This is a genomic window from Phyllobacterium sp. K27, from assembly GCF_054796155.1.
This window is the reverse complement of sequence record NZ_JBTWND010000003.1, coordinates 22,576-48,765: the sequence shown is the minus strand read 5'-3', so window position 1 is coordinate 48,765 and position 26,190 is coordinate 22,576. Positions and strand designations below refer to the sequence as shown.

Here is a 26,190-nt window from a genome sequence, read left to right as displayed (position 1 = left end):
TCCCATGATTGCGCCGATTCTCCCGACCGGCAACCATGTTGTTGAAAAAACTCTAGCATTGACAAATAAGTACACAAACACCTAATTTTGCACATATTCCGTACAAAAATGTACATGAGAGGGTTGGAACCAATGCGACAGTTCACGTGGGACGATCTTCAATATTTTCTGGCTGTCGCCCGTACCGGCCAATTGACCACTGCCGCGCGTCGTTTGCGTACAAACCACGTAACTGTTTCACGCCGCATTGAGCGATTGGAGGAGGCGCTTTCGGCACGCCTGTTCGAGCGCAACCCTCGCGGCTATATTGTCACGGCCCTCGGAGAAAAGCTTATCGAGTCGGCGGAAGTCATGGAACGTGAAGCCGAACGCTTTCAGAATGAAGCATCGGGCGGAACCGTATCGCTCAGTGGTGTCGTCCGGCTAAGCATCCTTGAAGGATTCGCAAATTTCTTTCTCGCCGACCGCTTGCCGCTGATGACACAATCATATCCCGGGCTTTCCGTGGAAATGGTGACAATCCAGCAGATCGTATCATTGTCCCGCCGCGAGGCGGATCTGTCGATAACGCTCAACGCCAGCCGGACAGGACGCTATCATCAGGAAAAACTGATGCCTTACCGGCTGTTTGTCTACGGTTCGGCAGATTATCTGGCGCGGCACCCAAGGATCAAGCAGCAAGCGGATCTCTCAGAGCACAGATTCATTGGCTATATAGAGGATATGATTTTTACACCGGGTCTTGATTATATGCGCGAGATACTCCCCGGTTTGCGCGCCTCCTATCAAAGCTCCAGCATTTTTGCCCAGCTTAGCGCCGCACGTACCGGTTTTGGACTGTGCATTCTGCCCTATTACATCGCTTGCAACTATCCGGAATTGATCCCGGTCCTACCGAAAGAATTGCATCTCAATCGTGACTATTGGCTCATATGCCACGAGGATATTGTGGGTACGCCGCGCATCAGAGTGTTGAGCAATTTCATCAAATCCGAACTGGAAAGCCAGACCGCAAGCTTTGCTGGTCAGCCGCTTATGGATGGATCGTGAAAGCGAGTGGGCGATAATCGTGAAAGAAGGGACTCCGCGGTAGTATCAGGCGCACGTTCTCTGATCAGTGCTGCTGCAAGCGCTGACAGTGCCGGGGCTGTCTGGATACCATAGCCGCCCTGTCCTGCGAGCCAGAAGAAACCGTCCACGGTTCCGTCAAAACCGGCGACAGGAGTTCTGTCCGGCGCAAAGGTACGCAAGCCTGCCCAACTGCGTTCAACGCGATTGACTGGAACGGTAACGGCCTGTTCGAAGCGATAGAGGCCCTCTGCAAGGATCATATCATCAACATAGGCATCATGCGGCTCGACGGGAATTTCATCGGCCGGAGACACAAACATGCGCCCGCCATCGGGCTTCAGATACCAGGCCTCGTTGACATCGTCGACGAGTGGCCAGTTGCGGGTATCATGGCCGTCAGGCGCTGGCAGAACTGCAATTGATCGGCGCAGCGGTGTTAACCCGATCGGCTTTGCACCAAACATTGCTGCCGCCAGATCAGCCCATGCACCTGCGGCATTGACAACGATCCGTGCGCTGAAAACCTTCTCTGGTGTCTCGATGATCCAAGCTCCGGCAACCCGCTTGGCACTGGTTACTTCAGTGTTTGTAAAAAGTTGGACACCCAGTGTTGATGCTTTTCGCAGCCAGCCTTGATGCAATGCGTTAACGTCAATGTCTTGCGCATCCTCCTGGTAAGCTGCAGCTTTGACATAATCGCGACTGAGTATGGGAACCATAGCGATCGCTTTGTCGATGGAAATTGCCTCGACACCAATGCCGTCGCGAACAAACTCTTCACAAACCTCAATGCTGTTTTCATCAGCAACTGTCAGGGAACCCCGCGATGTCAGCAAGGGTTCAGGGAAAAAACTTGTGTCACGATGATGAAACATCGGGGCGCTGGCACGATTTAGCCCTCGAATGACTTCATTCCCATAATTGGGAATGAAGATTGCGGCGGACCGGCCTGTGGAATGATACCCCGGCTGGCTCTCGCGCTCCAGGACAATGACGCTGTGTGTGTCAGCCAAGGCAGCCGCCACTCCCGCACCCGCAATGCCAGCTCCGATGACAAGGACATCGGTTTCAATAGTATCACTCATTATCGTCTCGTCTCTTACTTGCTTTGCTTGTGCACAAACGGGCTGAAAACCATCAGACTCAGAATCTCAAAAAGCACTTGTGCTCCCGCATGGGCGGTATTGGTGGTTGAGTCATATTGTGGTGCGACCTCGACCACATCGCCTCCTGCGAGATTAATGCCTTTGAAGCCCCGGATGAGTTCGAGCACTTCACGGGTTGTGAGCCCTCCGATTTCGGGCGTGCCTGTGCCTGGCGCAAAGCTGGGGTCAAGACTGTCAATGTCAAAGGACAGATAGGTGGGCCCATCGCCAATTATCGCTTTGGCTTTTTCGATGATTGCCGGAATACCCATCCCCGTCACTTCTTCTGCATGGATCACAGTCATGCCGGACTCGTAGGAGAACTCCCACAAATATTCTGCAGAGCCACGAATGCCGATCTGGATTGTTCTGGTCGGATCAAGAACGCCGTCCAGAACCGCATTGCGGAAGGGACCACCATGATGGAATTTGGTCTGATCAAAGGCGCCGCCCGTATCGCAATGCGCGTCAATGTGGATCATCCCTACCGGGCCATTCTTGCCGACTGCTTTCAAGATGGGGTGGCTGATCGAATGGTCGCCGCCGACTGCCAGCGGCAGGACGCCAGCATCAACAATCTGGTTGAATCGCCGTTCGATATCGTCATGGCTTTGCTCCAGTCTGTACCGGCTGGCAAATGGCACGTCACCAATATCGGCAACGCGCAGGTCAAATACCGGTGCGCAATCCAGCACATGATTATAGGGGCCGATACGTTCAATCGTGCGAACAGCACGGGGCCCAAAGCGTGAGCCAGGTCGATTGGTGACGCCAAGATCCATCGGCACGCCCACAATAGCGACCTGAAGATTGCCGAAATCAGGATCGGTGGCATCAAGCGGCATATAGGGTGCGGTCAGAAATGTCGGCACGCCTGCATAAGGCGCAAGGCGTGTGCCACTCTTGGAAAATATCTTGTCAGCCACTTTACGGAATCGTTCGTCGAACAATTCACCACCATGGCTCTCGCCATATTTGGCGCGCAAATCGTTCAGTTTATTTTCGTCCCACGATGGCATGATGCTGGCTTTCCGAATGTTATGTCGCTGGCTAGTGGTCAGGACACCCTAAAGTGGTGGGGAAATCAATCGTCATTGTGTGAACATCTCATGCGAAATAGTCACAGGTGACTCCAATCCGCTTGATGATTAAGAAACTGGTTCATTCCGGATCAAGCAACACAGGGTGAATGATGACCGTTGCAATGCTCAATACCCTCGTAACCAGCCTGTCGCCGCCGCCGATACCGGCAGTCCAAGCCTGGGGGAAGTCCTATGATGGAAGCCAAGGTTCGCTCATCGACCTGTCGCAGGCTGTCCCCGGCTATCCAGCGCATGACAAGATGCTGCAATGGCTTGGCGAAGCCGCGTCATCACTGGCTTATACAAACTACGGCCCGATTGAAGGTGAAACAATATTGCGTGAAGCCTATGCCGCGCATGTATCCGAGGTCTATGGCGCAAAATTAGCTCCCGGGAATGTTCATATTACCTCGGGCTGCAATCAGGCATTCGTCTGTGCTTCCATCGTTGCGGCCTCGGCCGGCAATACCATTCTCACGACCGATCCATTCTACTTCAATCATGACACTACTTTGTCCATGCTTGGAATCAAAACGCGGATAGTAGAGTGTTTTGCATCAGAGGGCTTTGTTCCCACTGTTGATGCGATCAGGATGGCGATAACGCCGGATGTTCGCGCATTGGCACTGGTCACGCCGAATAATCCTACCGGTGCAATCTATCCTGCGGATCGGTTGCAGACGATTTTTGATCTTTGCAGGGACGCGGGCATTTGGCTTATTCTTGATGAGACCTACCGGGATTTTTTGCCGGATGGTGCAGGTGCCCCGCACAGTCTGTTTGCCACGGCAGACTGGCAAGAAAATCTGATCGAGCTCTATAGTTTCTCAAAATCCTTTTGCATTCCCGGGCACAGGCTGGGTGCAATAGTGGCGGGTGGAGCAATCGTCGAGCAGATTGCCAAGATCATGGATAATCTACAGATATGCCCGCCCCGCGCGCCGCAAGCCGCCGTCGCCCGTGCACTGCCTGCACTGACGGAATGGCGAGCCGGAAACCGTATGGAAATTGACGTGCGGGCAAAGGCGCTGCGAGAAGTAATGGATGGTCTGAATGGATGGAAGCTGGAATCGATAGGCGCTTATTTTGCGTTTGTCAGGCATCCGTTCGAAGACGCGACATCAGCCCTGGTAGCGGAGCAATTGGCAAAGCGTGTCGGCGTTCTCACTATCCCGGGCGAATATTTCGGCGAAAGGCAAACCCCATTTCTGCGGTTTGCCTTTGCCAATGCCGCTGCGCCAACCATCCGTGAGTTACGGGCAAGGTTGGCAGAGTTCGCCTTTAATATCCACGCGCTGAACCGGAGCCGGAACGGCTGTCCATAGCACCATTATAACGGGCGCCACCGCCCTCGGTAATTTCGCCGAGGCTCTTGCCACCCACAAGAATGCCTGCTGCCTGACCCCAGATCGTCCAGTTCTTGTCGATGCCCACATCGTGACCCATTTCCGTCAGGATTTTCATCGTATCGGCGGATAATGCGTAAGGTTCCATATAAACACGGTCAGGCAACCACTGGTGGTGGATGCGGGGCGCATCTATCGCCTCCTGGATGTCCATTCCGTGATCGATTACGTTGATGATCGCTTCAAGGGTAATGGTGATGATGCGCGCGCCGCCGGGACTGCCGATGACCATAAAAGGCTTGCCGTTTTTGGAAATGATCGTCGGGCTCATCGAGGAAAGTGGTGTCTTCTTCGGTTGAATGGCATTGGCTTCGCCCTGCACCAAGCCATAGAGATTTGGAACGCCAGGCTTTGAAGTGAAATCGTCCATTTCATTGTTGAGCAGGATGCCAGTGCCCGCTGCAACAACACCGGCGCCGAACGAACCATTGAGGGTGTAGGTGACGGCGACAGCGTTGCCCTCATCATCGACGATGGAATAATGGGTTGTCTCGGTGCTTTCGCCAAATCCCTTTGGCGTCAGCTCTTTCGATACACCCGCTTTATACGGGCTGATCTTGTCGCGTATGTCTTTGGCATAGTTTTTGTCGAGCAGTTTGGAGACAGGGTTTTCAACAAAATCCGGGTCGCCGAGTGAGGCATTGCGGTCGACATAGGCATGGCGCATTGCCTCTATCATGGCGTGAACGGTCTCGGCGGAACCATAACCAAGATAACCCAGAGGATAGCCTTCAAGTATATTCAGGATTTCGCAGATGATGACCCCGCCCGAACTCGGAGGAGGTGAGGATACGATGTCATAACCGCGATAATTGCATTTTACCGGTTCAAGCTCGCGAACTTTGTACTGCTCGAAATCCGCCTTGGCGAGGATACCGCCGCCAGCCTCGCTGGCCTTGACAATGGCATCAGCGATTGCGCCCTTATAGAAGGCGTCTGAACCTTTTTCAGATATTGCCGCAAGCGCTGTTGCCAGGTCCGCCTGAACCAGTGTCTCGCCAATCGCATAGGGTTTTGCGTCGGCCTTCAAGAATATTGCAGCTGCAGCCGGGTCCTGGGATAGTTTTTTTGCACCATTCGTCAGCGATGCAATGTCGCCTTGGTCAAGCACAAAGCCATCGCGGGCAAAGCGTATGGCGGGGCCGATGAGTTCCTCACGTGATTTCGTACCGTACTTTTCTCGCGCCATTTCAAAGCCAGCCACGGAGCCAGGTACGCCAACCGCCATATAGCCGTTTGTACTGCGACCCTTGACGATATTGCCCTGGTCGTCGAGATACATGGTCTTGGTTGCTGCAAGAGGAGCCCGTTCCCGGAAGTCGAGGAACGTGGTCTTCCCATCTTTCAAGCGGATCGTCATAAAACCACCGCCGCCAATATTTCCGGCGGTTGGATAAACAACAGCCAGAGCATAGCCAACCGCAACAGCGGCATCGACAGCGTTTCCGCCGTTCTTAAGTACTTCGATGCCAACTTCAGATGCGAGGTGCTGAGCTGTGACTACCATTCCATGCTCTGCTGCAACTGGCTCTGGCGATGCGGCACGAGCCGGCGTAACAGGTGCAAGAGCCAGCCCAAGCGCAGTAACAAAGACTCCTGCCTTCATGAAACGAACATCCATGACTTCCTCCTATGATTTGAGTGAAGTCAGTGGAACCTCTTCAGCGGACCAAGTCCAGCGCAAATCGGGAGGAAATTGCAAAATATAGTGTCCTCACCCATCCTGATCGAGTTCTGGATAATGTCGGAAAATGCCGGATGTATTGAAGTCAAGACGACGTTCCGAGCGGAGATAAGCCTTGATATTCGGGCGATTGCCGACATTGTCATGCAAAGCTTGCAATGCTGGATAATCCTTGGCCAGATTTTTCGTGGCACGCGGGAAGGCATAGCGAAGTCCCTCGAAGACCTGGAATAAGGAAATATCGACATAGCTCAATGATTTGCCGATTGCATGAGCCTCGCCTTCAGGGTTTTGATGAAGAATCCGTTCAAAGTATTCCAGAAACTTTGGCATGCGATTTTCGATGAAGTCTTTCGATCGCAGCTTAGCTGCGTCCTTCTGATCTTCGTAATATTGCGTTGTTGCGATTGGATGGTGCGTATCGTGCACTTCTGCAACAAAGTCCGTAATAGTCAGCTGCAATCCGTTTGCGACTATCCGTTGATTATCACCTTTGGGTGCGAGGTTGAGTTTAGGTCCAAGGTAAAACAGGATGTTGGCGACATGGGACACAATCAGATCGCCATCTTTCACAAATGGTGGCGCAAAAGGCGGATGTAGTTCACTTTTGCTTTTGAGTATCTTCATCATCGCGCTCATACCCTGATCAGGGCCTTGTTCACGCGAGATGTCGATATAATCAGCCCCCGCTTCTTCCAGCGCAAGCCGTATGAATTCACCCCGGCCCTGCAATCCATCCCAATAGTATAACTCGTATGGCATAAGCGCCTCCTGATGCTTCAAGCTCTTCTCATTTGAGCAAGCCAATGTGACATTACGAGGCTTATTTCCGGAATTAGGTAGCAACTACCACCAAAGTTTTACGAACATGCTAAATCCAATTGCATCGGAAGCGACCCTTCAGTGTACAAGGGTATGCGACTGCCGACGCGAAAGCCAAGGCTTCGGAATACAAGCGGTATGTACGTGCGCTGGAATTGCATCGCGAATTCTATAGGCGGACGGGGCAACGCTACGAAGTAGTGCGCGAGGCGATCCGATCCCTGCCGTATTTGTCGGAAGGATTCAGCATCTGAGGCGGCCCACGGTAACATTCGAAAGCTTTCGGATTATAGGGAAGCAGGCTTCTGTGACAAGGGCTGCACAATGAACCCTGCAGGTAAGAACAGGGCAATCTGGCGTGCATCAACGCGCCATTGTCGATTTACATCGATGCCGACACTCTTCTTGCTTGTCTGCTACTCCAAAACACCTAAAGGCAGTGGCGTCCACATGTTCGCGCGTTCTTTCGGGAGGTTGCAGCGAAGTTAGCTCTATCGGAGCTGAAAAGTAACGTTTTTCATTGATTGGACGGCATTAGGAACGTTTCGTGGGAGGCCGGAACGTTTTTCATGAAACCCACCTTCTCTGGCCCTAGCGGCGTAACTTTTTGCTTTTACAGAAGCGATGATGCATCCGTATGAATATCCAACTAAATTGAATTGGGCACCACTCTCTGAGAACTCTCCCTTCATTATCATAAGATAATATCCAGATTGATTCAGTTGCGTTACAGCCATAGCATCAGTCCCCATTGCCGGCATTCCATAAGCGACACCGTAAACTTAACCAGTTGGCGATGTTTCTTTGGGATTTTGAGTGATGACCGAGGTTCGTAATCTACTTTATCACCGTCACCGTTTTCCAGCTGAGGTCATCGCCGAGGCAGTATGGCTGTACTTCCGCTTCCCGCTCAGTCTTCGCATGGTCGAAGACATGCTTGCCTACAAAGGGCATAATCGTCACACACCAGACGATCCGCACATGGGCGGAAAAAATCGGGCGGGACTACGCTAACAAGATCCGCAGGCGTACGCCATGCCTTGGGGATAAGTGGCACCTTGATGAAGCCGTGGTTTCCACAATGGCAAGAAACACTGGCTGTGGCGCGCGGTCGATCAGGATGGCTTTGTACTGGACGTTCTTGTGCAAAGTCGCAGGAATACCAAGGGAGCCAAACGCTTGATCCGGAAACTGCTCAAGAAACAAGGCCACGCGCCACGCGTTATGGTAACGGATAAACTCAGATCCTATGCGGCTGCCAACAGGCAGATTGGTCTGACCGTCTGCGTTCACCGCCAGCATAAAGGTTTGAACAATCGGGCAGAGAATTCACATCAGCCGATCCGGCGACGAGAGAAGGTCATGAAACGCTTCAAGTCGCCTGCACATCTTCAGCGATTTGCCTCCATTCATGATCCTGTCGCAAACCTTCACCACTTTCCCCGCAATCAATATTCATCATTTGAGCATCGCGAACTTCGTCATGCTGCAATGATAGCATGGCGCGAAATCACACGCATACAAGCGGTCTGAAACGGGCAACAGAGCCACCAGTGCACCCAAAGAGCGAATACATCAGGTTAAGTTTACGTGCCGGTGCGGCTTGTGTCGTCGTTGGCGCTCATGCGCCAAGTCTTCATTCGCTCGCGAAGGTCGCGATCATCGCCGCGCGGTTTCGTAACGGATCGTCATGCGGCAGCAGCCCATGGTTTTACACGCCCGCCGTTCGCTCATCCGATGCTGGTTCATCAGATGTGCGACAGCTTTCCGCTTGGCTGCGGGCGTCACCACTTCTTTCCCAACAGGTCTTTCAAGGCAGCATTGTCGAGCATGGCGTCCGCCAGAAGCCGCTTCAGCTTCGTGTTCTCGTCCTCCAGCGTCTTCAGCGCTTGGCCTCCGACACATCCATGCCGCCGTATTTGGCTTTCCACTTATAGATGCTGGCGTCGCTGACACCGTGCTTGCGGCAAAGCTCCGAGACCGGTGTGCCTGCCTCATGCTCCTTCCGAATCCCGATAATCTGTTCGTCTGTAAAACGGCTGCGCTTCATTCTCTGGTCCTCTCAATTGGGCCAGAGCTTACTTCAAAATGGATTATGTCAACGGGGCAAGGTCAAAAACGCTCGCCTGAAATCAACGGGCAACCATCCCCGTGGCCTGAAAACTTAACCTGACATCACCTTTCTTTCGCAAGCTGCTTCAATGAGCGCAGTCTGCGGCCTCCTGCGATAACATGAAAGTGGCCTTCCTTGGCGGATGCTTCAACCCCGGTTTGCCGCTGGTGGGTGTGAGCATAGCCCGGGCGCTTGGCCGCACTTATCTGTTGGGCATGGAGCAGCGCCTGTTCAAGAGGTGTGAGCCCAAACCGCCGAAAATTCCGGCGCCCGAAAAATGCTGATGACAGCCATACATTATTCGCCGTTAATAAAAACATTCTTCGAGCCAGTAACGACTGTTCCACCACAATCTATCGGGTCGTCGACGCGGCCTGCCTTTTTGCCATTTATGTAGACATTCGGTGAGCCGTCAGCGAGCACCCTGGAATGAGCCGGTTTGGGGCATGTAGGGCAGCCATGGGATTCAAAATGATCATCAACTCGCAGTGCTTTCAGGCCATTAACCCAGACATTTGGACTTCCCTCAATCGCGGGGGTCTCTGGGAAATGGCAACTATGGCCCGAGCCAATATCAGTCTTTCGTGCAGCTTTTGGCATGGTACACTTTCCAAATTCCAACATAGTATGCTCGTCTAACGTGCCTCAAGGCTTTATCGCATTCGCTTAAACTGATTACGTTGCCATAGAGACAGCTGAGATATCTGTTTAAGTGAAGCAAATCCTAGCGACCCCTAAGGCATTGAACTTCCCGGTTTGCCATCGATGCGAAGGTGTAGCTCATTGTCGGAATACCATTGCCGAATAAGGTTACCTTTCGCGTCGTGTTGAAGATGCATTTTATTCCAACTACGCACGTCAGCTGGTTTGGATCCATACTCATCGATGAGGTCGATTGGACCACCCGAATGCGTGGCGTAATCCCGGGCCCAATGCGCAGTTAGGGCGGATCCAAACATGTCACCAGGAAAAGCGACGAGAGCAGACCCTGCGGCCATTGCAATCCGTCTGTTACCATGCAACTGACCGCTGGCCGAGCCTATACGGCGATGGACAACGCAAAAAAGAGGTGACTCGGCTGAGTCCAGCAAGAAGCTTTCTGCATTAGGGAAGCCATCACCCACCATGCGGGCAGCAAACGAGATTGTCTTCTCCGAACGGTTGATCATAAGGTCGAGGGACATCGCGACGTCCAAATCTGGCACAATCGTTTCGAAGACGTCGCGGGGTGACGTCTGAATGGGATAAGACGGCATGCCTGGTGAAGTAGGCACCCGGATTTCGACCTTCTGATCCGGTTTATCCATGCCTGGCATCGCAAAGTTTTGGCCACGATAGGCCAGGAAGAGCTGGGCATGTTGATCGCCGTCTTTGCGGTACGGATCAACCTGGCCGCTAATAGTTCCGGTCGGCTGTAGGCTTGGGTCCGTGTAATGTTGATCCCAGCCCATCAATGCATTTCTGCTTCGGTGTGAAAATGTGAGTCCCTTCTCAACTCTCGCCGCTGCCAAATCTATGTAATTTATGTTTCTTATCCTCGACGTAGCACCCATGTCGTAGGAAAAATCTCTGTTATCGCCTTCATAGAAAAATCCTCCAAGGCCGAAATTCGGCATTGGATGGAACGACCTCGTACAAAGCGTAAGCCTGCTCATTACTTACGCTCCCGCACAACGCAAGAAAGAGAGCCCTCAAATTCTTTGCAGTTGTAACGCTCTTCCAGATAACCCAGTTTTACTTCAGATCCCAGCGAGCGGGACTCCGACTCATCGGCGTCGGGCCCAAGGATGCTGAACACCTGGACAACCGGTACAAACATTTCTTCGCGCGTTTTCGGATGGTAGTCATAAGTGTTTCCAGCTTCGACAAGTACCGATCCCTGTTTTTCAGGGGGTATCCCACTCTCGAGGGATGGAAGGAAACGAAAATCGTAGCTTCCTCCAGCTGGATAATCGAAGCGCACAATACTGACTTGCCCGAATGCCAGAACGGAAAGTCGCCTGTCACGTTCCGATATCGGCTTGCGAACGTCGAGCCGGTGGTCTTTTCGGGCCGGATTAAGCTGGCCGGGGACTGGCTTCCATTTATCCAGCGGCACTTCACGCGGTACTACGAAAACAGTACCTCCGCGCTCGAGCAGCGGGCCCTCAAGGTAAATGGTAACATCTGATTTCATGGTGTGATCTTGTGCCTCGGCGGTAGGAATTGTGATAAGGAGAATTGCAAAGACAACGCTTAGGACGGCGCAATGCCCAAGACATGTTATTGCGTGTCTTTTTAAGGCGTTAAGCATTCAGGTCGATCCTAGGGGCCTTCATGTCGATATGTTCCTCTTCATCAACGATGAATTTTGTCCCCTTTAGTGTAATGACACCATCGGGTTTCATTATGATTTCTGATTTCCCGCATCTCAGGTGAATTTCGCCATGGGCGTCGATCATGCGCTTGCCGCCAACCACATCGCGATGATCTTTCCCTGCTGAGTGAAAGCTGGAACCACCAACATTTACCGTCTCGCTCACACCAATCATGGACATGTATACGCCGACGACTTCGACGCTGTACGACTCTGTAGTGCTCATACTGATGGACGATGATGCATTCATGCTCAAATGGCCCGCACCAAAACTTTCACCTTTGGTTGCCTCCAAATGATAAGCAGCTGGAAGCATTCCGAAAGCACGGCTTTTCAACACCTCGCCAACAATTGCGCTGCCGCCCATTGTCCCGACATTGATGGTATAGTTACGTCCGATATTCTCGGAATGTGACTGCTCCACTTCGAAATGAGACATTGCCCCAACGGATGTCACCCGATTTGAATCGACTCTTTCCGTTAGATGATTTTCGACCTTGATCGTCATGTCCCGTTGGGCACGAAGGAGGACCTCTTCGCGGCCCCGCTCATCTTCAAAGGTCAATTCGTTAAAGCCTTCACCCTTATGCGTATTGGTCCTGAACACGGACTTTGTCTTATTCTCTGGCAGTTTATACGGCACCTTTGTGCTTGGATTGGGTACAATTCCAGTAACAACGGGGCGATCCGGATCGCCTTCAAGATAGGTAACCATAACCTCCATGCCGATGCGGGGGATGACTTGTGAGCCGAATGTGCTGCCAGCCCATGATTGCATGACGCGAATCCAGCAGGTATCGGAGCCGTCTTTCTTGGCACGGTTGCGTTGCCACGGAAACCATACCTTGATGCGGCCGTACTCGTCTGGGTGGATTTCCTCGCCGGGCGGTCCGGCGACGATAGCCACTTGCGACCCGTCGACCCGCGGTTGCGGTGTCGAGCGGTGCGGCGTTGCAGGAAGCCTGCCGGGAAGCGCAATAAAGCTGTTGGAGTAATCGAGCGCGCCGTCTTCGGCCGTTTCGTAAGAATGATCGACAATCCGGTGGACAATGGCGGTGACCACATATTCTTCAAACACGTGATCAGCGTGCGCGACTTCATAGGGTTTAAATTTGCGCCCTGCAGCAAGGGTCCTGACCGTCGATGAACCCTCGACCTTCTCATGATCGGCTTCAACCGCCTGCATGCGCAGTTTCGATGCTTGCTCGTTCGAGGATTGATCCAGCGCCTTGGCCGGATAATGGAACAGTTCGTACTCTGCGTTTTTCGGTAGCGACACGAGCGAAGGTGTCACTGCTCCCTGCGGGCCTTGCGGCTTTTCAAAGTTCCAGTCACCACCAGCACGCTTTCCTGGCGTAAACTGATAGTCTCTGGCAAACGCACTGATATGGTTTCTGTCCGTGGAACCTGCTGCAAACCTGACATCGGTTTCCGGTCCCTCGGTATATCCAAAAGGATGACTGGCGACATGGAGCGTATGCTGGCCGTCTTCGTGTTCAAACCAATAGAACAAGCCGTCATATTCCAAACGGCGGGTGAGGTAGGCAAGATCCGTCTCATTCCATTGCACTGAATAATGGATCGGCGCTGGAGGTGTAACAACACCGCCGGTTACAGCAGCCTTGATCCCATGCTCTGAAAGCAGCGTTTCAACGATCTGCAACGTTGTCATGTCCATGAAGATGCGGCAGTCGGAGCGTTGCGACAGCAGCCACAATTGCGGGCGCATGGTCAGTTGGTAGGAGCGAAGGCCGCGTGAGACAGGCGGCCCTTCGCGAAAACCTGTTATCAGCCCATTCCACGGCCTGCGCTGGCCATAGGCTATTTCCAGTGAAACATCCGCAAATGTCCCGACAAGTTCCTCCGGCTTGAGGTCAGTGCGCTTGGATTTGACATCGACATGAATTTCAAACAGGCCGTTGATCTCTTCCCGCACGTCCATCTTCTCAGCAAGAAGAACATCCAGCCCCAGAACCGTCGAAATGCGAAGAATGCGGTCAGCCTGAATCAGCCCTGCGTCGAAAAACTCATATTCCATGCATGGCATTCCCCTATCAAAGCAACAAAGCTCAAGCTTGACTCAACATTCACTATGGAAGTTTCCTAACCAGAAAAACGTCCGTTTCTTGGTGATTGATACAGCCAAGAAAATTGCGCCGATTTCCGCTAGATTACCCGACACGAAAAAGTATACAAGAATGCGTTCCAATGTTTTTCTTCTTGGGTTCAGGCAATGCTCATCGGTTATATGTGTGTTTCAAAGAGTGATGGTAGTCAGACTCTGGCGCCACAGCTAGATGCCCTGATTGAAGCCGATATCGGTGTCGATGACCTTTATGAGGCGCTATCACATTAACTTGGCGTAGACATGGCAGTCCTTCGGCTGTGATTTCAGTCGAGGGTTCCGGTTACTTTTCCAGTGTGCCATAGCACGAAGCCTGTGTAGGTGAATGGCAAAGGCTGAGCGGTCGTGGTGAGAGGGAACGAACAGATTAAGCAAGGCGGAAAAAATCGAGACGAAGCGCTCAATCCTCCCGGTAACCGGAAGCCCTGCATTAACCCTACCTGTTTTCGCAACGGACATGCGAATCCTCGGGTCAGATGTTCAGCCCTTTGTAAGAGCGGTGCTCGTCATCCGGCATGACTTGACACTTTGCTGCTCCATAGGAACGAAGCTTGTTTACTCCCGCTGCATTGACCTTGCGTCTGATCCAACGCTTCCAAAAGATCATTAAGCCTCGCTCTTAAACACAACGGCGACACGGACAGCTATTGATGAATAACTATCCGAGAACAAAAGTACGTTAATTGACCAGCATCTATTCGAAGGTCAACCAATCCACACCCTGAATCAGCTTGCCACCATGCTCGCAGCCATCGGTAATACGAGCAACCTTCTTGCCATTGATTTTCGCAACTGATGAGCCGCCGGTAATGGCTGCTGTTGTTGGAACGCCGCTGCAAAGACATTTGTCTGTAACGGTTGCGATCGGAACACCGGCGACGGTCACGAAGCTCTGTCCGGTTGAAACTACCGGCCCACCAACATGAGGGCGAGGGCCGGGATCAACCATCGGACAAGTATGCATATGGCCTAGAAGGGTAACCGCGCGTCCAGCCATGATCAGTCGTCACCACGCCGCAATCGCGAAATTTCCTGCTGACATGTCATTATATCCAACTCACCGGTTCTGCGTCGGGAATTCTGCTATCCAGAGCTCCCTTTTTGAATAGCGTGACCGTTTTCTCATCGCCTTCATTATTGTCAAACCCGACTAGTGCGAGGCCTATTTGTGGAGCATAAACAGAATAGTCGTCTTTAAACAATTCTTTTGCGATCTCATTTAGCCGTTTTAGGACGGTTTCTGGGTCCATCGCGAATAACGAGACCCCCTCCAGTATAAGAGGGTCTCCATGCTTGCTGAATATAAGTTCTTTCAGTTTATTGTCTGGATCAAATGTTAAGGCCGGAAATTTTAGGTCTCTATATTCTTGGCGATTGCCGCTGGGTCGAATGATAAAAGTTTCATTTGGGCCAATCCTGTTTTCAGCGTCTTCCGAACTCATACCAAAGCTAAGTGGGCCTGCGCCCTCGAAAGGTCTTATAATCCAATCCATATCATTCTCCCGGTAAACTACGGTTACGAAACAGGGGGCTGGGCTGGTGGGCCGTCCCCGGGTAACGTCCCTGTTTCAGGCTTAGGTAGTAAGCCGTGTTTTTCCATGCATTTTCTGTAAGCGTCAGCATCCTTGATCCGTTGGTCGAATTTATTGGGATCGCCGAGTTTTTCTGCCAGTTTTTTAAGGTCTTCGACATCCATGTCGAATGCCTCTTTCCATTTCCCTTCTTCGATCAACTTTTTCTGCAAATCTCTATACGCTTTGGCGTCATCACCACTACCCCAACTGCCGGTACTCTGATGTTCTTTCGGGGGCATTCGCATAGCAGGGCCATCGTCGGGATGCAACTTGCCCTTATAGCTGTCTTTCGACGGTGTATGATGGGAATCCAGATTATCTCCGGATGGACCTTTCATCTCCTCGTGGGCACCACCTTGGTTTTCACCTTCGCCTTGCCCTTTTTTCAGATGTTCGCAAGGGTTTTTCGGGATTTTCTGACAGGTTGCGCATGTTTCAGCAATCGGTACATCTTTAGTTTTGGTTTCCGCATCGGTATTGGCATCCTCCATAGCAGTGGCAAGTGCCTCCGCTGCTGCACGCCCGGCGATGCCTCCAAGTTTGGAGCCGACCCAACGGCCTGCAAAGGTGCCTACAGGTCCAAAAATGCTGCCGATAGCGCCACCAAGGAAACCGCCCGCAATCTTGCCACCGTATTCGCCAGCCGTTCCATAGACTGCGCTGCTCATGATAAAACCACGTCGCCAGAGCGCAATGCATCAGCGGTGTGCTGAATAAGTGATTTTACCCGGTTATCGGGTGAGTCATTCCCATCCTTGATATAGTTTCGCACTTCAGGAATATCTGCAGCTTTGCCATCGGACATCATCATAACATAGGACCAGCGCGCTCTACCGCGCTCGGTAAGAATACCAAGTTCGTCGGCAGTCTGCTCACTCGCCAGTGTTGTACCCCAGACGAACTCATCCGTGATACCTGAAAAGTGAGGGGGAATGTTCCCTTTCAAATATCTGGCGATCCGCAACCTCGAAGAATGTAACATTGCTTCCTTGAGGTCTTCGACCTGTTCAGGATCGATCTGCAAAAGTCCCGGATTTGGCAGGGGTAAGTCGTTAGGTCGTGGAGCACGCTTAAGCCCCCCATAGTCGGTTGCGTTCATGATGATGCCGTTTGCCGGTCCAAAGACGCGGGCAAACTGTTCCGCATTCAGGAGAGAAAGAATACTACCCAATACATTGGGGTCCCAGTGCCGGAAGAGGACACGTTCGTATTTGACCGGAGTACCTGACTTCCCGTCATTGCCCTCGATACGATCATCGGGGATCATGATCTCATTAATGCTCCTAAGGTGCCGCCAGAGAGCCTGTTCACCTTCAGGGCAAGACCAGAACACAGCGCATGGCTTTTCGAGGGCAAGTTCCTCGATGTGGTTGCGCGTGCGCCTGTCGTTAAGTGCTACCATCCACGGCCCGTCGCGGCGTATGTCATCATCGCCGCCACTCAGGAACAGAGAGCGACTGGTAATACCGGCGTCGGCAAGTTCATCTTCCAAATCATCAAATTGGCCGCCATCAAGTACTGCAAAGAGTGGTCCGGGTAATGTGTCCAATGCTGCACGAAAAGCCCGGGCAGCATTTTCGGCATTTGGAAGATCGAGTTTTGGGATCTCCATAGGGGCCTACATTCTTACAAATGGCGTTTGGGATTGTGACATCTTCTTGAGGCAGGATGTACCTTTGCCTGGCCCGCCTTTTTTGAAGTTGATCGCGTTGCCTTCGATGTCGATTTTAAGTGCGTAGAGCTTAATACCCTTCTTGTTGATGGTGATATATCCACCGGGAGCGGACAGGCGTATCTCGTCATCAGCGTAGATTTCCCATGTCTTGGCTTCGCCATGATACTTTTCGCCGGAAACAATATTGTAAAGCTGGCCAACCTCTATCTTGATTGTTTCGCCGACTTTCGTGTTTTGCTCTTTGCCGATCTGGGTGAAGTGGGTTGATCCAATATTCGTTACCTTGCTCACCCCGATCTGCTCGGCTCTGGCAACACCGATCGTGTCGGATTTGAAATTGCCGACGATGGTGTTCATGATACCAGGCAGTTGGAACAGTGCGCCGGTGGCTTGCCCCATGCCATCGCCGGACGCCGCGAGTGCCGTTCCCTGATCAGAGCGAGGACTTGGGCCGGAGACAACGCCGTCGCGTGCACCAAGGCCGGTCGCCGAGAGAAAGCCGAGTGCAGATTGGCCCAACGACATGGCGAAGTTGACAAGATTGGGGGCACCTCCGGCAACTTGTCCTGCCTGCTGCATCAAGCCTGCTGTTTGTCCGGCAAGTCCTGCAACTTGTGCAACAAGGCCCAATGCACCAGCACCGGTACCGCCGACGACCATGTTCATCGAGCCGCCGATTTCGTGCTTCTGGTTGCCTGCAACTTCAACAGCACGGTTGGCGCCTACCGATGAAACCTCATTGGCGTCAACGCGCTTCGTGCGGTTATTCAGAACCCGCGTGGTCTGATCCTTTTGGGCATGGAAGAACTGGTTCTCCTTGCCCTTCTCATCTTCAAAGGAGACTTCATTAAAGCCTTGGCCCTTGTGTGTATTGGACCTTAAAACAGTGCGTGTCTTATTCTCTGGCAGCTTGTATGGGACTTTTGTGCTTGGATTGGGTACAATTCCAGTAACAACGGGCCGGTCCGGGTCGCCTTCCAGATAGGTGACCATCACTTCCATGCCGATGCGGGGGATAACTTGCGAGCCGAATGTGCTGCCAGCCCATGACTGCATGACGCGTATCCAGCAAGTATCGGAGCCATCCTTCTTGGCGCGGTTCCGTTGCCACGGGAACCAAACCTTGATCCGGCCGTATTCATCCGGATGGATTTCCTCGCCCGGTGGTCCGGCAACAATGGCAACCTGCGAGCCGTCTATGCGCGGCTGCGGCGTTGCCCTATGGGGTGTTACAGGAAGCCGTGACGGAAGCGCAATGAAGCTGTTGGAGTAATCGAGCGAGCCGTCTTCGGCCGTTTCGTAAGAATGATCGACAACACGGTGGACAATGGCGGTGACCACATATTCTTCAAACACATGATCGGCGTGCGCGACTTCATAGGGCTTGAATTTGCGACCCGCTGCAAGGGTCCTGACCGTGGATGATCCCTCGATCTTCTCATGGTCAGCTTCAACCGCCTGCATGCGAAGTTTCGAAGCCTTCTCGTTCGAGGATTGATCCAGCGCCTTGGCTGGATAATGAAACAGCTCATACTCGGCGTTCTTCGGTAAATTCACAAGCGAAGGCGTTGCTGCGCCCTGCGGCCCGCTCGGTCTTTCAAAGTTCCAGTCACCGCCCGCCCGCTGACCCGGTGTGAACTGATAGTCTCTGGCAAACGCACTGATATGGTTTCTGTCAGTGGAACCCGCTGCAAACCTGACATCGGTTTCCGGTCCCTCGGTATATCCAAAAGGATGGCTGGCGACATGGAGCGTATGCTGGCCGTCTTCGTGTTCAAACCAATAGAACAAGCCGTCATATTCCAAACGGCGTGTAAGATAGGCGAGGTCCGTCTCGTTCCATTGGACGGAGTAATGAATTGGTGCCGGTGGACTCACGACGCCGCCGGTTACGGCAGCCTTGATGCCGTGTTCGGACAAGAGAGTTTCAACAACCTGCAACGCTGTCATGTCCATGAAGATGCGGCAGTCGGAGCGTTGCGACAGCAGCCACAATTGCGGGCGCATGGTCAGTTGGTAGGAGCGAAGGCCGCGTGAGACAGGCGGCCCTTCGCGAAAACCTGTTATCAGCCCGTTCCATGGCCTGCGCTGGCCATAGGCTATTTCCAGTGAAACATCCGCAAATGTCCCGACAAGTTCTTCCGGCTTGAGGTCAGTGCGCTTGGATTTAACATCGACATGAATTTCAAAGAGGCCGTTGATCTCTTCCCGCACGTCCATCTTCTCAGCAAGAAGAACATCCAGCCCAAGAACCGTCGAAATACGAAGAATGCGGTCAGCCTGAATCAAACCCGCGTCAAAAAACTCATATTCCATGCATGGCAATCCCCGATCAAAGCAACAAATCTCAAGCTTGACTCAACATCACTATCGAAATTTCCCAACCAGAAAATGCCCGTTTCTTCGTGATTGATAAGCCAAAAAAATTGCGCCGATTTCCGCTAGATTACCCGACACGAAAAAGTATACAAGAATGCGTGCCGATCTTTTTCTTTTGGTTCAGGCGATTCTCATCGGTCATATGTGGGCTTAAAAGAGTGATGGTAGCCAGATGCTGGCGCAACAGCGAGATGCCCTGATTGAAGCCGGTATCGGTATCGATGACCTTTATAAGGATTTGGCTTCCAGTCGAAAGTAGCATCGGTTTAACCTGGATGCTTGCCTAAAGGCATTGCGTGCTGGCGCCACCTTGGTCATCGGGAAGCTTGATCGGCTTTGGCCGTAATTTCAAACATCTGATCACTCTCGTTGATGATCTGCGCAACGTAACATCGACTTCGAGGTGCTGACAAGACAGGGTACCCAGATCGATGCCACGACGCCGAATGGTAAAAATGAGGCTTTGGTGCAGCAATGGAAGCGGGTCCAGTCGATGCCGGACGGCGTGCGGCTTCAACTTATGGGAACGCACTGGATCATTCAAACTTTAGCCAACTAATACCCTGCACTAGCTTTCCGCCATGCTCACATCCATCATTAACTCGTGCTACCTTCTGGCCACCAATCTTTGCAACCGAAGAGCCTTCGGTAATGGCTGCTGTCGTCGGTACACCACTACACAGACATTTTGATCCGACGGTCGCAATCGGGATACCGTTGACCTTAACAAAGCTCTGGGCTGTCGAGATCACGGGGCCACCAACATGTGGCCTCGGCCCCGGATCAACCATTGGGCAGGTATGCATATGTCCTAAAAGTGAAACGGGGTGGCCCATGATTATTCGTTCCAATTGTTCAATCAAGTTTTCGCAAATCGTTGCCAGTTTGATCAGTTAGTGTAGGAAGATGTAACCTACAGGAACCGATGCAGCTCGCTTAGCATCCCGAGAGGGGTCCTTTTAGCCAATTGGCTGTCAGGTTCCATCTTGATGGCCGGCCTCCTGCTGAAGCAGTACGCAATCCCTTTTTTCAAGCGAAATCTGCGGGTGAATTCGATAAGCGGGCAGTATCTTCTGCGGCTTGATGTTCACCTTTCCAAGCGTATGGATAAGTGCCGCATGTTCTGCATCGATAATTGTCCAAGCGTTGTGAAGTTGTAGTGCTGCGATAACGACCTCTAATGCTTCTGTGGCTACGCCATCGCCGCTTTTGCTCGGAGATATCACGCCGCCGACTTCCTCATCAGCTCCAACTTGGAGAAAACCAATTGGAGTCCTTGGGTTAGACCTAGTGGCACCAACATAAGTGCGGAGCCCTTGCGCACGTTTTTCACGCCATTCGACAATCGCAAACTGAGTGTTTGCTATGCTTGTAAAGGGAGGAAAGGGACTGTACCGGCAGATATCAGCGTCCGATAGAAGTTCATGTAGCCCCGGGCCATCCGAATAGACTGGCGGGCGCAAAATCAACCTAGCGGTTTCTATACGGTCCAGATCAACCTGATTGAAAAATCCAGCATTTGCGATTTGTTGTGTCATTTTTCATTACCAGCTCCAACAGAGGAAACTCAGGATCACGGGGGAGCGGAAGGGACGTGCGCTTTGCGACAGTGGTTGTGCGTACTCCATAGGGTTATCCCCATCCACAATGTCTTTTTCACTAAAGCAACATCACGCCAATTCGGTCAGACGACTTAAGATCTTGTCGGTCTCGACTGCGCCGCCCGTCTTTAAGATCTCGAAGGAATCGTCCTCACCTGGGATAAGCCAAATTTTCAGAACGTAGCTGTTTTCCCCTTGTTCTTTTTCTCCGTTTTCATCAATTTCCCAAGTTCCTCTCCCCGGGAGGACCTCGTAGATCAGGCTGTACTTGTTTTGCTCGATTGTGATCTGATCATAATGAAAAATAGAACCCACATTAACCGGCGTCTCAGAAATATCGAAGGGTACGCGTAAACAGGAAATCGCATCTAGCGAGAGTTTGAAATCATTAGCAATTTCGATTTCCACAAGACAAATGAAAGCATGTTCGGGTACTGCAAGGCTAACGATTCCCGGGGACCATGCAAAACCTTGTTTCAGTTCGTTTTCGCCCCATAAGTGCCCCGGACGTTTGACGGATGGCAAATATATAATCAGTTGGCCATAGTTGATCATTACGCTAAGTGATGTAAGCATTATCATGGTCCCGTGACAATTGTAATTCGGCAGCCCGGAGGCACGCCTACTAAGTTCGCTCCGATTATACCACCAGATACCCTGTTGTCATTTTTTGGAATATTCCAAACGCTGGCGGTTCCATTATTCTCGACAAAGGCAGCTGGTGGATATTCATCCGGTTCATATCCCGCTATGCGTGGCACTCCCATTGTGGATCGATACCTGCGAGCGCGAGCTGCTGAGGGATTTGCATCATATGTCAACGTGCTTGGAAATCCTGCAGCCTGGGCCGCGTCTATGTGCTTTGCGGATTCCGGTGCTCGAGAATGCGGAATAACAATGGTTCGTTGACAGCAATTGCCAGTTGCGCATGAGGCGGCGGCAGCTGCAGCAAGGCTTTTTGCAAACTCTTGAACCTTTTTTAGCCGCTCCGCTTGCTGTTCGGGCGTTAGACCTGGAAACGCGCCGGTTACGGCCGCTTCTGACATCACGGGAGTATCTCCACTCAAGAGCAGCCCCGTTCCAACAATAGCTGCGCCACCTAAAATAGTGCTCGTTGAAACCGTGGCCGTCGTTGCAGCGGCGCCTCCGAGTGCTATCGTACCCCCGCCACCAGCACCTGCCAGCAGTGGGGCACCGAGACCAAGCCAAGGCATTAGCTCACTTCTCCAACTGTGCCTGCAAGGCGGGTTATCTGATGGAGAAGTGTCTCCATATTTTCGTCCGGAGTGCCCGGGCCTGATTGCACGAACTGTTTAATCTCCGGCTGATGCTCGAACCGATCGCCGCTGGCGATCATAAGGAATCCCCATATGCCAAGAGATCGTTCTTGGGTTAGCCCCAGTCGATTGCCCGACGCTTCGTATTTCAAAACCCGGCCATTCAGTTCCTGCTCACTCATGCGTGCCGTTTCATGTGGCGCCATCTCCCTGAGGTGCGCAGACATTTGCTTGCAGTAGGCGGCCCGGCGCTCAGAATCCACATCTTCGAGTTGATCTCTACGGATGGTGAGGAGGCCTTTGGTTGGTTTCGAGGGGTGCTCTGGTCGCAGCGCACGTTTCAGTCCGCCCTGACTTGTGGCATTTATGAGAATCGCCGTTGCCGGTCCAAAGAGGCGCATGAATTGCTCAGCCGTGAGCAATGGCAGGAAGCTTCCAAGCACATTGGGGTCCCAGTGCCGGAAGAGGACACGTTCGTATTTGACCGGAGTACCTGACTTCCCGTCATTGCCCTCGATACGATCATCGGGGATCATGATCTCATTAATGCTCCTAAGGTGCCGCCAGAGAGCCTGTTCACCTTCAGGGCAAGACCAGAACACAGCGCATGGCTTTTCGAGGGCAAGTTCCTCGATGTGGTTGCGCGTGCGCCTGTCGTTAAGTGCTACCATCCACGGCCCGTCGCGGCGTATGTCATCATCGCCGCCACTCAGGAACAGAGAGCGACTGGTAATACCGGCGTCGGCAAGTTCATCTTCCAAATCATCAAATTGGCCGCCATCAAGTACTGCAAAGAGTGGTCCGGGTAATGTGTCCAATGCTGCACGAAAAGCCCGGGCAGCATTTTCGGCATTTGGAAGATCGAGTTTTGGGATCTCCATAGGGGCCTACATTCTTACAAATGGCGTTTGGGATTGTGACATCTTCTTGAGGCAGGATGTACCTTTGCCTGGCCCGCCTTTTTTTGAAGTTGATCGCGTTGCCTTCGATGTCGATTTTAAGTGCGTAGAGCTTAATACCCTTCTTGTTGATGGTGATATATCCACCGGGAGCGGACAGGCGTATCTCGTCATCAGCGTAGATTTCCCATGTCTTGGCTTCGCCATGATACTTTTCGCCGGAAACAATATTGTAAAGCTGGCCAACCTCTATCTTGATTGTTTCGCCGACTTTCGTGTTTTGCTCTTTGCCGATCTGGGTGAAGTGGGTTGATCCAATATTCGTTACCTTGCTCACCCCGATCTGCTCGGCTCTGGCAACACCGATCGTGTCGGATTTGAAATTGCCGACGATGGTGTTCATGATACCAGGCAGTTGGAACAGTGCGCCGGTGGCTTGCCCCATGCCATCGCCGGACGCCGCGAGTGCCGTTCCCTGATCAGAGCGAGGACTTGGGCCGGAGACAACGCCGTCGCGTGCACCAAGGCCGGTCGCCGAGAGAAAGCCGAGTGCAGATTGGCCAACGACATGGCGAAGTTGACAAGATTGGGGGCACCTCCGGCAACTTGTCCTGCCTGCTGCATCAAGCCTGCTGTTTGTCCGGCAAGTCCTGCAACTTGTGCAACAAGGCCCAATGCACCAGCACCGGTACCGCCGACGACCATGTTCATCGAGCCGCCGATTTCGTGCTTCTGGTTGCCTGCAACTTCAACAGCACGGTTGGCGCCTACCGATGAAACCTCATTGGCGTCAACGCGCTTCGTGCGGTTATTCAGAACCCGCGTGGTCTGATCCTTTTGGGCATGGAAGAACTGGTTCTCCTTGCCCTTCTCATCTTCAAAGGAGACTTCATTAAAGCCTTGGCCCTTGTGTGTATTGGACCTTAAAACAGTGCGTGTCTTATTCTCTGGCAGCTTGTATGGGACTTTTGTGCTTGGATTGGGTACAATTCCAGTAACAACGGGCCGGTCCGGGTCGCCTTCCAGATAGGTGACCATCACTTCCATGCCGATGCGGGGGATAACTTGCGAGCCGAATGTGCTGCCAGCCCATGACTGCATGACGCGTATCCAGCAAGTATCGGAGCCATCCTTCTTGGCGCGGTTCCGTTGCCACGGGAACCAAACCTTGATCCGGCCGTATTCATCCGGATGGATTTCCTCGCCCGGTGGTCCGGCAACAATGGCAACCTGCGAGCCGTCTATGCGCGGCTGCGGCGTTGCCCTATGGGGTGTTACAGGAAGCCGTGACGGAAGCGCAATGAAGCTGTTGGAGTAATCGAGCGAGCCGTCTTCGGCCGTTTCGTAAGAATGATCGACAACACGGTGGACAATGGCGGTGACCACATATTCTTCAAACACATGATCGGCGTGCGCGACTTCATAGGGCTTGAATTTGCGACCCGCTGCAAGGGTCCTGACCGTGGATGATCCCTCGATCTTCTCATGGTCAGCTTCAACCGCCTGCATGCGAAGTTTCGAAGCCTTCTCGTTCGAGGATTGATCCAGCGCCTTGGCTGGATAATGAAACAGCTCATACTCGGCGTTCTTCGGTAAATTCACAAGCGAAGGCGTTGCTGCGCCCTGCGGCCCGCTCGGTCTTTCAAAGTTCCAGTCACCGCCCGCCCGCTGACCCGGTGTGAACTGATAGTCTCTGGCAAACGCACTGATATGGTTTCTGTCAGTGGAACCCGCTGCAAACCTGACATCGGTTTCCGGTCCCTCGGTATATCCAAAAGGATGGCTGGCGACATGGAGCGTATGCTGGCCGTCTTCGTGTTCAAACCAATAGAACAAGCCGTCATATTCCAAACGGCGTGTAAGATAGGCGAGGTCCGTCTCGTTCCATTGGACGGAGTAATGAATTGGTGCCGGTGGACTCACGACGCCGCCGGTTACGGCAGCCTTGATGCCGTGTTCGGACAAGAGAGTTTCAACAACCTGCAACGCTGTCATGTCCATGAAGATGCGGCAGTCGGAGCGTTGCGACAGCAGCCACAATTGCGGGCGCATGGTCAGTTGGTAGGAGCGAAGGCCGCGTGAGACAGGCGGCCCTTCGCGAAAACCTGTTATCAGCCCGTTCCATGGCCTGCGCTGGCCATAGGCTATTTCCAGTGAAACATCCGCAAATGTCCCGACAAGTTCTTCCGGCTTGAGGTCAGTGCGCTTGGATTTAACATCGACATGAATTTCAAAGAGGCCGTTGATCTCTTCCCGCACGTCCATCTTCTCAGCAAGAAGAACATCCAGCCCAAGAACCGTCGAAATACGAAGAATGCGGTCAGCCTGAATCAAACCCGCGTCAAAAAACTCATATTCCATAAGCACTATACCTTGGATCAGATGAAGTAGAATCTCAACGATAACTGGTTCGCGGGTAGTGTGAGTTGATGAGGCAGTATCGAACTGCCTCATCACGTATGGTTGTGTTTAGGATGCGCGTGTTGTCGCAAGATCGTAAGAAGCAATCAGTGGCGATTGTGGCTTCTGGTTCTCATCATATGGCGTGTATTTCATTTCCATTTTCGTGAAGTTCAAACGGAGCGTTTCAACCGGGCGGTCACCGTTGGAATCTATCGAATAGTTGGCAATCAATGTATTGGTGAGTTTGTATTCGATATAGGTTTCACCCGGATTGCCAGTTGTTACGAGATGAATCGTTGCCAGTTTTCCTGATCTGCCGGAAACTGCTTCCTGAAATAATTTCGTTGAAGACGAGTCGCTGACTTTGGTCAAAACGACTTCGCTGATCGTTGGTTCGGACGCTTCGCGGTTGGCAGCCGAGCCTGCCGACGTGTTCATTTTGCGGCCCACATTCCAATGTATAGCCTCAACATCCATCCAGCGCTTGTGGGTCTCCTGAGTTGCATCGCCCTGAATCCCATCAAGTTGTAAGTAAATCGGCATGCTTGCTCCTTTGGCAGAAATGCTCGTATGGTGAA

At 52.4% G+C, this 26,190-nt stretch carries 21 protein-coding genes and 4 pseudogenes; 3 read left to right on the top strand and 22 right to left on the bottom strand.

What is annotated here, in order from left to right:
- Positions 1-132 precede the first annotated feature (132 nt).
- Positions 133-1,050: a LysR family transcriptional regulator gene (locus ACYJL1_RS18085; protein ID WP_460898318.1), complete on the top strand. Its 918-nt coding sequence runs from the start codon at positions 133-135 to the stop codon at positions 1,048-1,050.
- On the opposite strand, the gene ACYJL1_RS18080 is transcribed toward ACYJL1_RS18085, so the two are convergent.
- Entirely contained in the window at positions 1,026-2,156 is a 1,131-nt protein-coding gene (locus ACYJL1_RS18080; protein WP_460898317.1) for an NAD(P)/FAD-dependent oxidoreductase, read from the bottom strand. The genes ACYJL1_RS18085 and ACYJL1_RS18080 overlap by 25 nt on opposite strands.
- A gap of 14 nt (positions 2,157-2,170) precedes the next feature.
- Positions 2,171-3,235 (bottom strand): agmatinase, encoded by a 1,065-nt coding sequence (gene speB, locus ACYJL1_RS18075; protein ID WP_460898316.1) that lies wholly within the window; start codon positions 3,233-3,235, stop codon positions 2,171-2,173.
- A 173-nt stretch (positions 3,236-3,408) separates the two neighbouring features.
- On the opposite strand from speB, the gene ACYJL1_RS18070 reads away from it, so the two are divergent.
- Entirely contained in the window at positions 3,409-4,623 is a 1,215-nt protein-coding gene (locus ACYJL1_RS18070) for an aminotransferase (protein WP_460899155.1), read from the top strand.
- On the opposite strand, the gene ggt is transcribed toward ACYJL1_RS18070, so the two are convergent.
- Both ggt and ACYJL1_RS18060 read right to left on the bottom strand, forming a co-directional pair.
- Positions 4,580-6,310, bottom strand: coding sequence for a gamma-glutamyltransferase (gene ggt / locus ACYJL1_RS18065; protein WP_460899154.1), 1,731 nt, complete (start codon positions 6,308-6,310; stop codon positions 4,580-4,582). The two genes, ACYJL1_RS18070 and ggt, sit on opposite strands and share 44 nt — an antisense overlap.
- A 108-nt stretch (positions 6,311-6,418) precedes the next feature.
- Positions 6,419-7,150, bottom strand: a complete 732-nt coding sequence (locus ACYJL1_RS18060; RefSeq protein ID WP_460898315.1) for a glutathione S-transferase — start codon at positions 7,148-7,150, stop codon at positions 6,419-6,421.
- A gap of 879 nt (positions 7,151-8,029) precedes the next feature.
- On the opposite strand from ACYJL1_RS18060, the pseudogene ACYJL1_RS18055 reads away from it, so the two are divergent.
- Positions 8,030-8,743, top strand: a pseudogene (locus ACYJL1_RS18055) (IS6 family transposase).
- A gap of 48 nt (positions 8,744-8,791) precedes the next feature.
- On the opposite strand, the pseudogene ACYJL1_RS18050 reads toward ACYJL1_RS18055, so the two are convergent.
- The 18 genes and pseudogenes from ACYJL1_RS18050 to ACYJL1_RS17965 all read right to left on the bottom strand — a co-directional run.
- Positions 8,792-9,260: pseudogene (locus ACYJL1_RS18050) on the bottom strand (transposase); the annotation flags it as partial.
- A 360-nt stretch (positions 9,261-9,620) separates the two neighbouring features.
- The gene (locus ACYJL1_RS18045; protein ID WP_460898314.1) at positions 9,621-9,923 is read right to left on the bottom strand and encodes a PAAR domain-containing protein; all 303 of its coding nucleotides are present in this window, start codon (positions 9,921-9,923) and stop codon (positions 9,621-9,623) included.
- 134 nt (positions 9,924-10,057) lie between these two features.
- On the bottom strand, positions 10,058-10,939 hold the full coding sequence (locus tag ACYJL1_RS18040) for a hypothetical protein (RefSeq protein WP_460898313.1): 882 nt from the start codon (positions 10,937-10,939) through the stop codon (positions 10,058-10,060).
- A gap of 38 nt (positions 10,940-10,977) precedes the next feature.
- On the bottom strand, positions 10,978-11,499 hold the full coding sequence (locus tag ACYJL1_RS18035; RefSeq protein ID WP_460898312.1) for a hypothetical protein: 522 nt from the start codon (positions 11,497-11,499) through the stop codon (positions 10,978-10,980).
- 109 nt (positions 11,500-11,608) lie between these two features.
- Positions 11,609-13,717 carry a type VI secretion system Vgr family protein gene (locus ACYJL1_RS18030; protein ID WP_460898311.1) on the bottom strand — a complete coding sequence of 703 codons (2,109 nt, stop codon included), beginning with the start codon at positions 13,715-13,717 and terminating at the stop codon, positions 11,609-11,611.
- 309 nt (positions 13,718-14,026) lie between these two features.
- A pseudogene (locus tag ACYJL1_RS18025) lies at positions 14,027-14,360 on the bottom strand (hypothetical protein); the annotation flags it as partial.
- Between the two features lie 138 nt (positions 14,361-14,498).
- Entirely contained in the window at positions 14,499-14,801 is a 303-nt protein-coding gene (locus ACYJL1_RS18020; RefSeq protein WP_336441308.1) for a PAAR domain-containing protein, read from the bottom strand.
- Between the two features lie 49 nt (positions 14,802-14,850).
- Complete coding sequence (locus tag ACYJL1_RS18015; protein WP_336441309.1) at positions 14,851-15,297, bottom strand: hypothetical protein; 447 nt, start codon at positions 15,295-15,297, stop codon at positions 14,851-14,853.
- A gap of 23 nt (positions 15,298-15,320) precedes the next feature.
- Positions 15,321-16,046, bottom strand: coding sequence for a hypothetical protein (locus tag ACYJL1_RS18010; protein ID WP_460898310.1), 726 nt, complete (start codon positions 16,044-16,046; stop codon positions 15,321-15,323).
- Positions 16,043-16,990, bottom strand: coding sequence for a DUF4123 domain-containing protein (locus tag ACYJL1_RS18005; protein ID WP_460898309.1), 948 nt, complete (start codon positions 16,988-16,990; stop codon positions 16,043-16,045). Before ACYJL1_RS18005 ends, ACYJL1_RS18010 begins: the two co-directional genes overlap by 4 nt.
- Before the next feature lie 6 nt (positions 16,991-16,996).
- Positions 16,997-19,369 carry a type VI secretion system Vgr family protein gene (locus tag ACYJL1_RS18000; protein WP_460898308.1) on the bottom strand — a complete coding sequence of 791 codons (2,373 nt, stop codon included), beginning with the start codon at positions 19,367-19,369 and terminating at the stop codon, positions 16,997-16,999.
- Between the two features lie 130 nt (positions 19,370-19,499).
- Positions 19,500-19,694, bottom strand: a complete 195-nt coding sequence (locus tag ACYJL1_RS17995) for a hypothetical protein (protein ID WP_460898307.1) — start codon at positions 19,692-19,694, stop codon at positions 19,500-19,502.
- 274 nt (positions 19,695-19,968) lie between these two features.
- On the bottom strand, positions 19,969-20,223 hold the full coding sequence (locus ACYJL1_RS17990) for a PAAR domain-containing protein (RefSeq protein WP_460899153.1): 255 nt from the start codon (positions 20,221-20,223) through the stop codon (positions 19,969-19,971).
- A 183-nt stretch (positions 20,224-20,406) separates the two neighbouring features.
- Entirely contained in the window at positions 20,407-20,970 is a 564-nt protein-coding gene (locus tag ACYJL1_RS17985; protein ID WP_460898306.1) for a GNAT family N-acetyltransferase, read from the bottom strand.
- Positions 20,971-21,102: 132 nt separating this feature from the next.
- Positions 21,103-21,609: a competence protein ComJ gene (gene comJ, locus ACYJL1_RS17980; RefSeq protein WP_460898305.1), complete on the bottom strand. Its 507-nt coding sequence runs from the start codon at positions 21,607-21,609 to the stop codon at positions 21,103-21,105.
- A 637-nt stretch (positions 21,610-22,246) separates the two neighbouring features.
- Positions 22,247-23,191 (bottom strand): DUF4123 domain-containing protein, encoded by a 945-nt coding sequence (locus ACYJL1_RS17975; protein ID WP_460898304.1) that lies wholly within the window; start codon positions 23,189-23,191, stop codon positions 22,247-22,249.
- A 6-nt stretch (positions 23,192-23,197) separates the two neighbouring features.
- A pseudogene (locus ACYJL1_RS17970) lies at positions 23,198-25,570 on the bottom strand (type VI secretion system Vgr family protein).
- 108 nt (positions 25,571-25,678) lie between these two features.
- On the bottom strand, positions 25,679-26,155 hold the full coding sequence (locus tag ACYJL1_RS17965) for an Hcp family type VI secretion system effector (protein ID WP_460898303.1): 477 nt from the start codon (positions 26,153-26,155) through the stop codon (positions 25,679-25,681).
- Positions 26,156-26,190 lie beyond the last annotated feature (35 nt).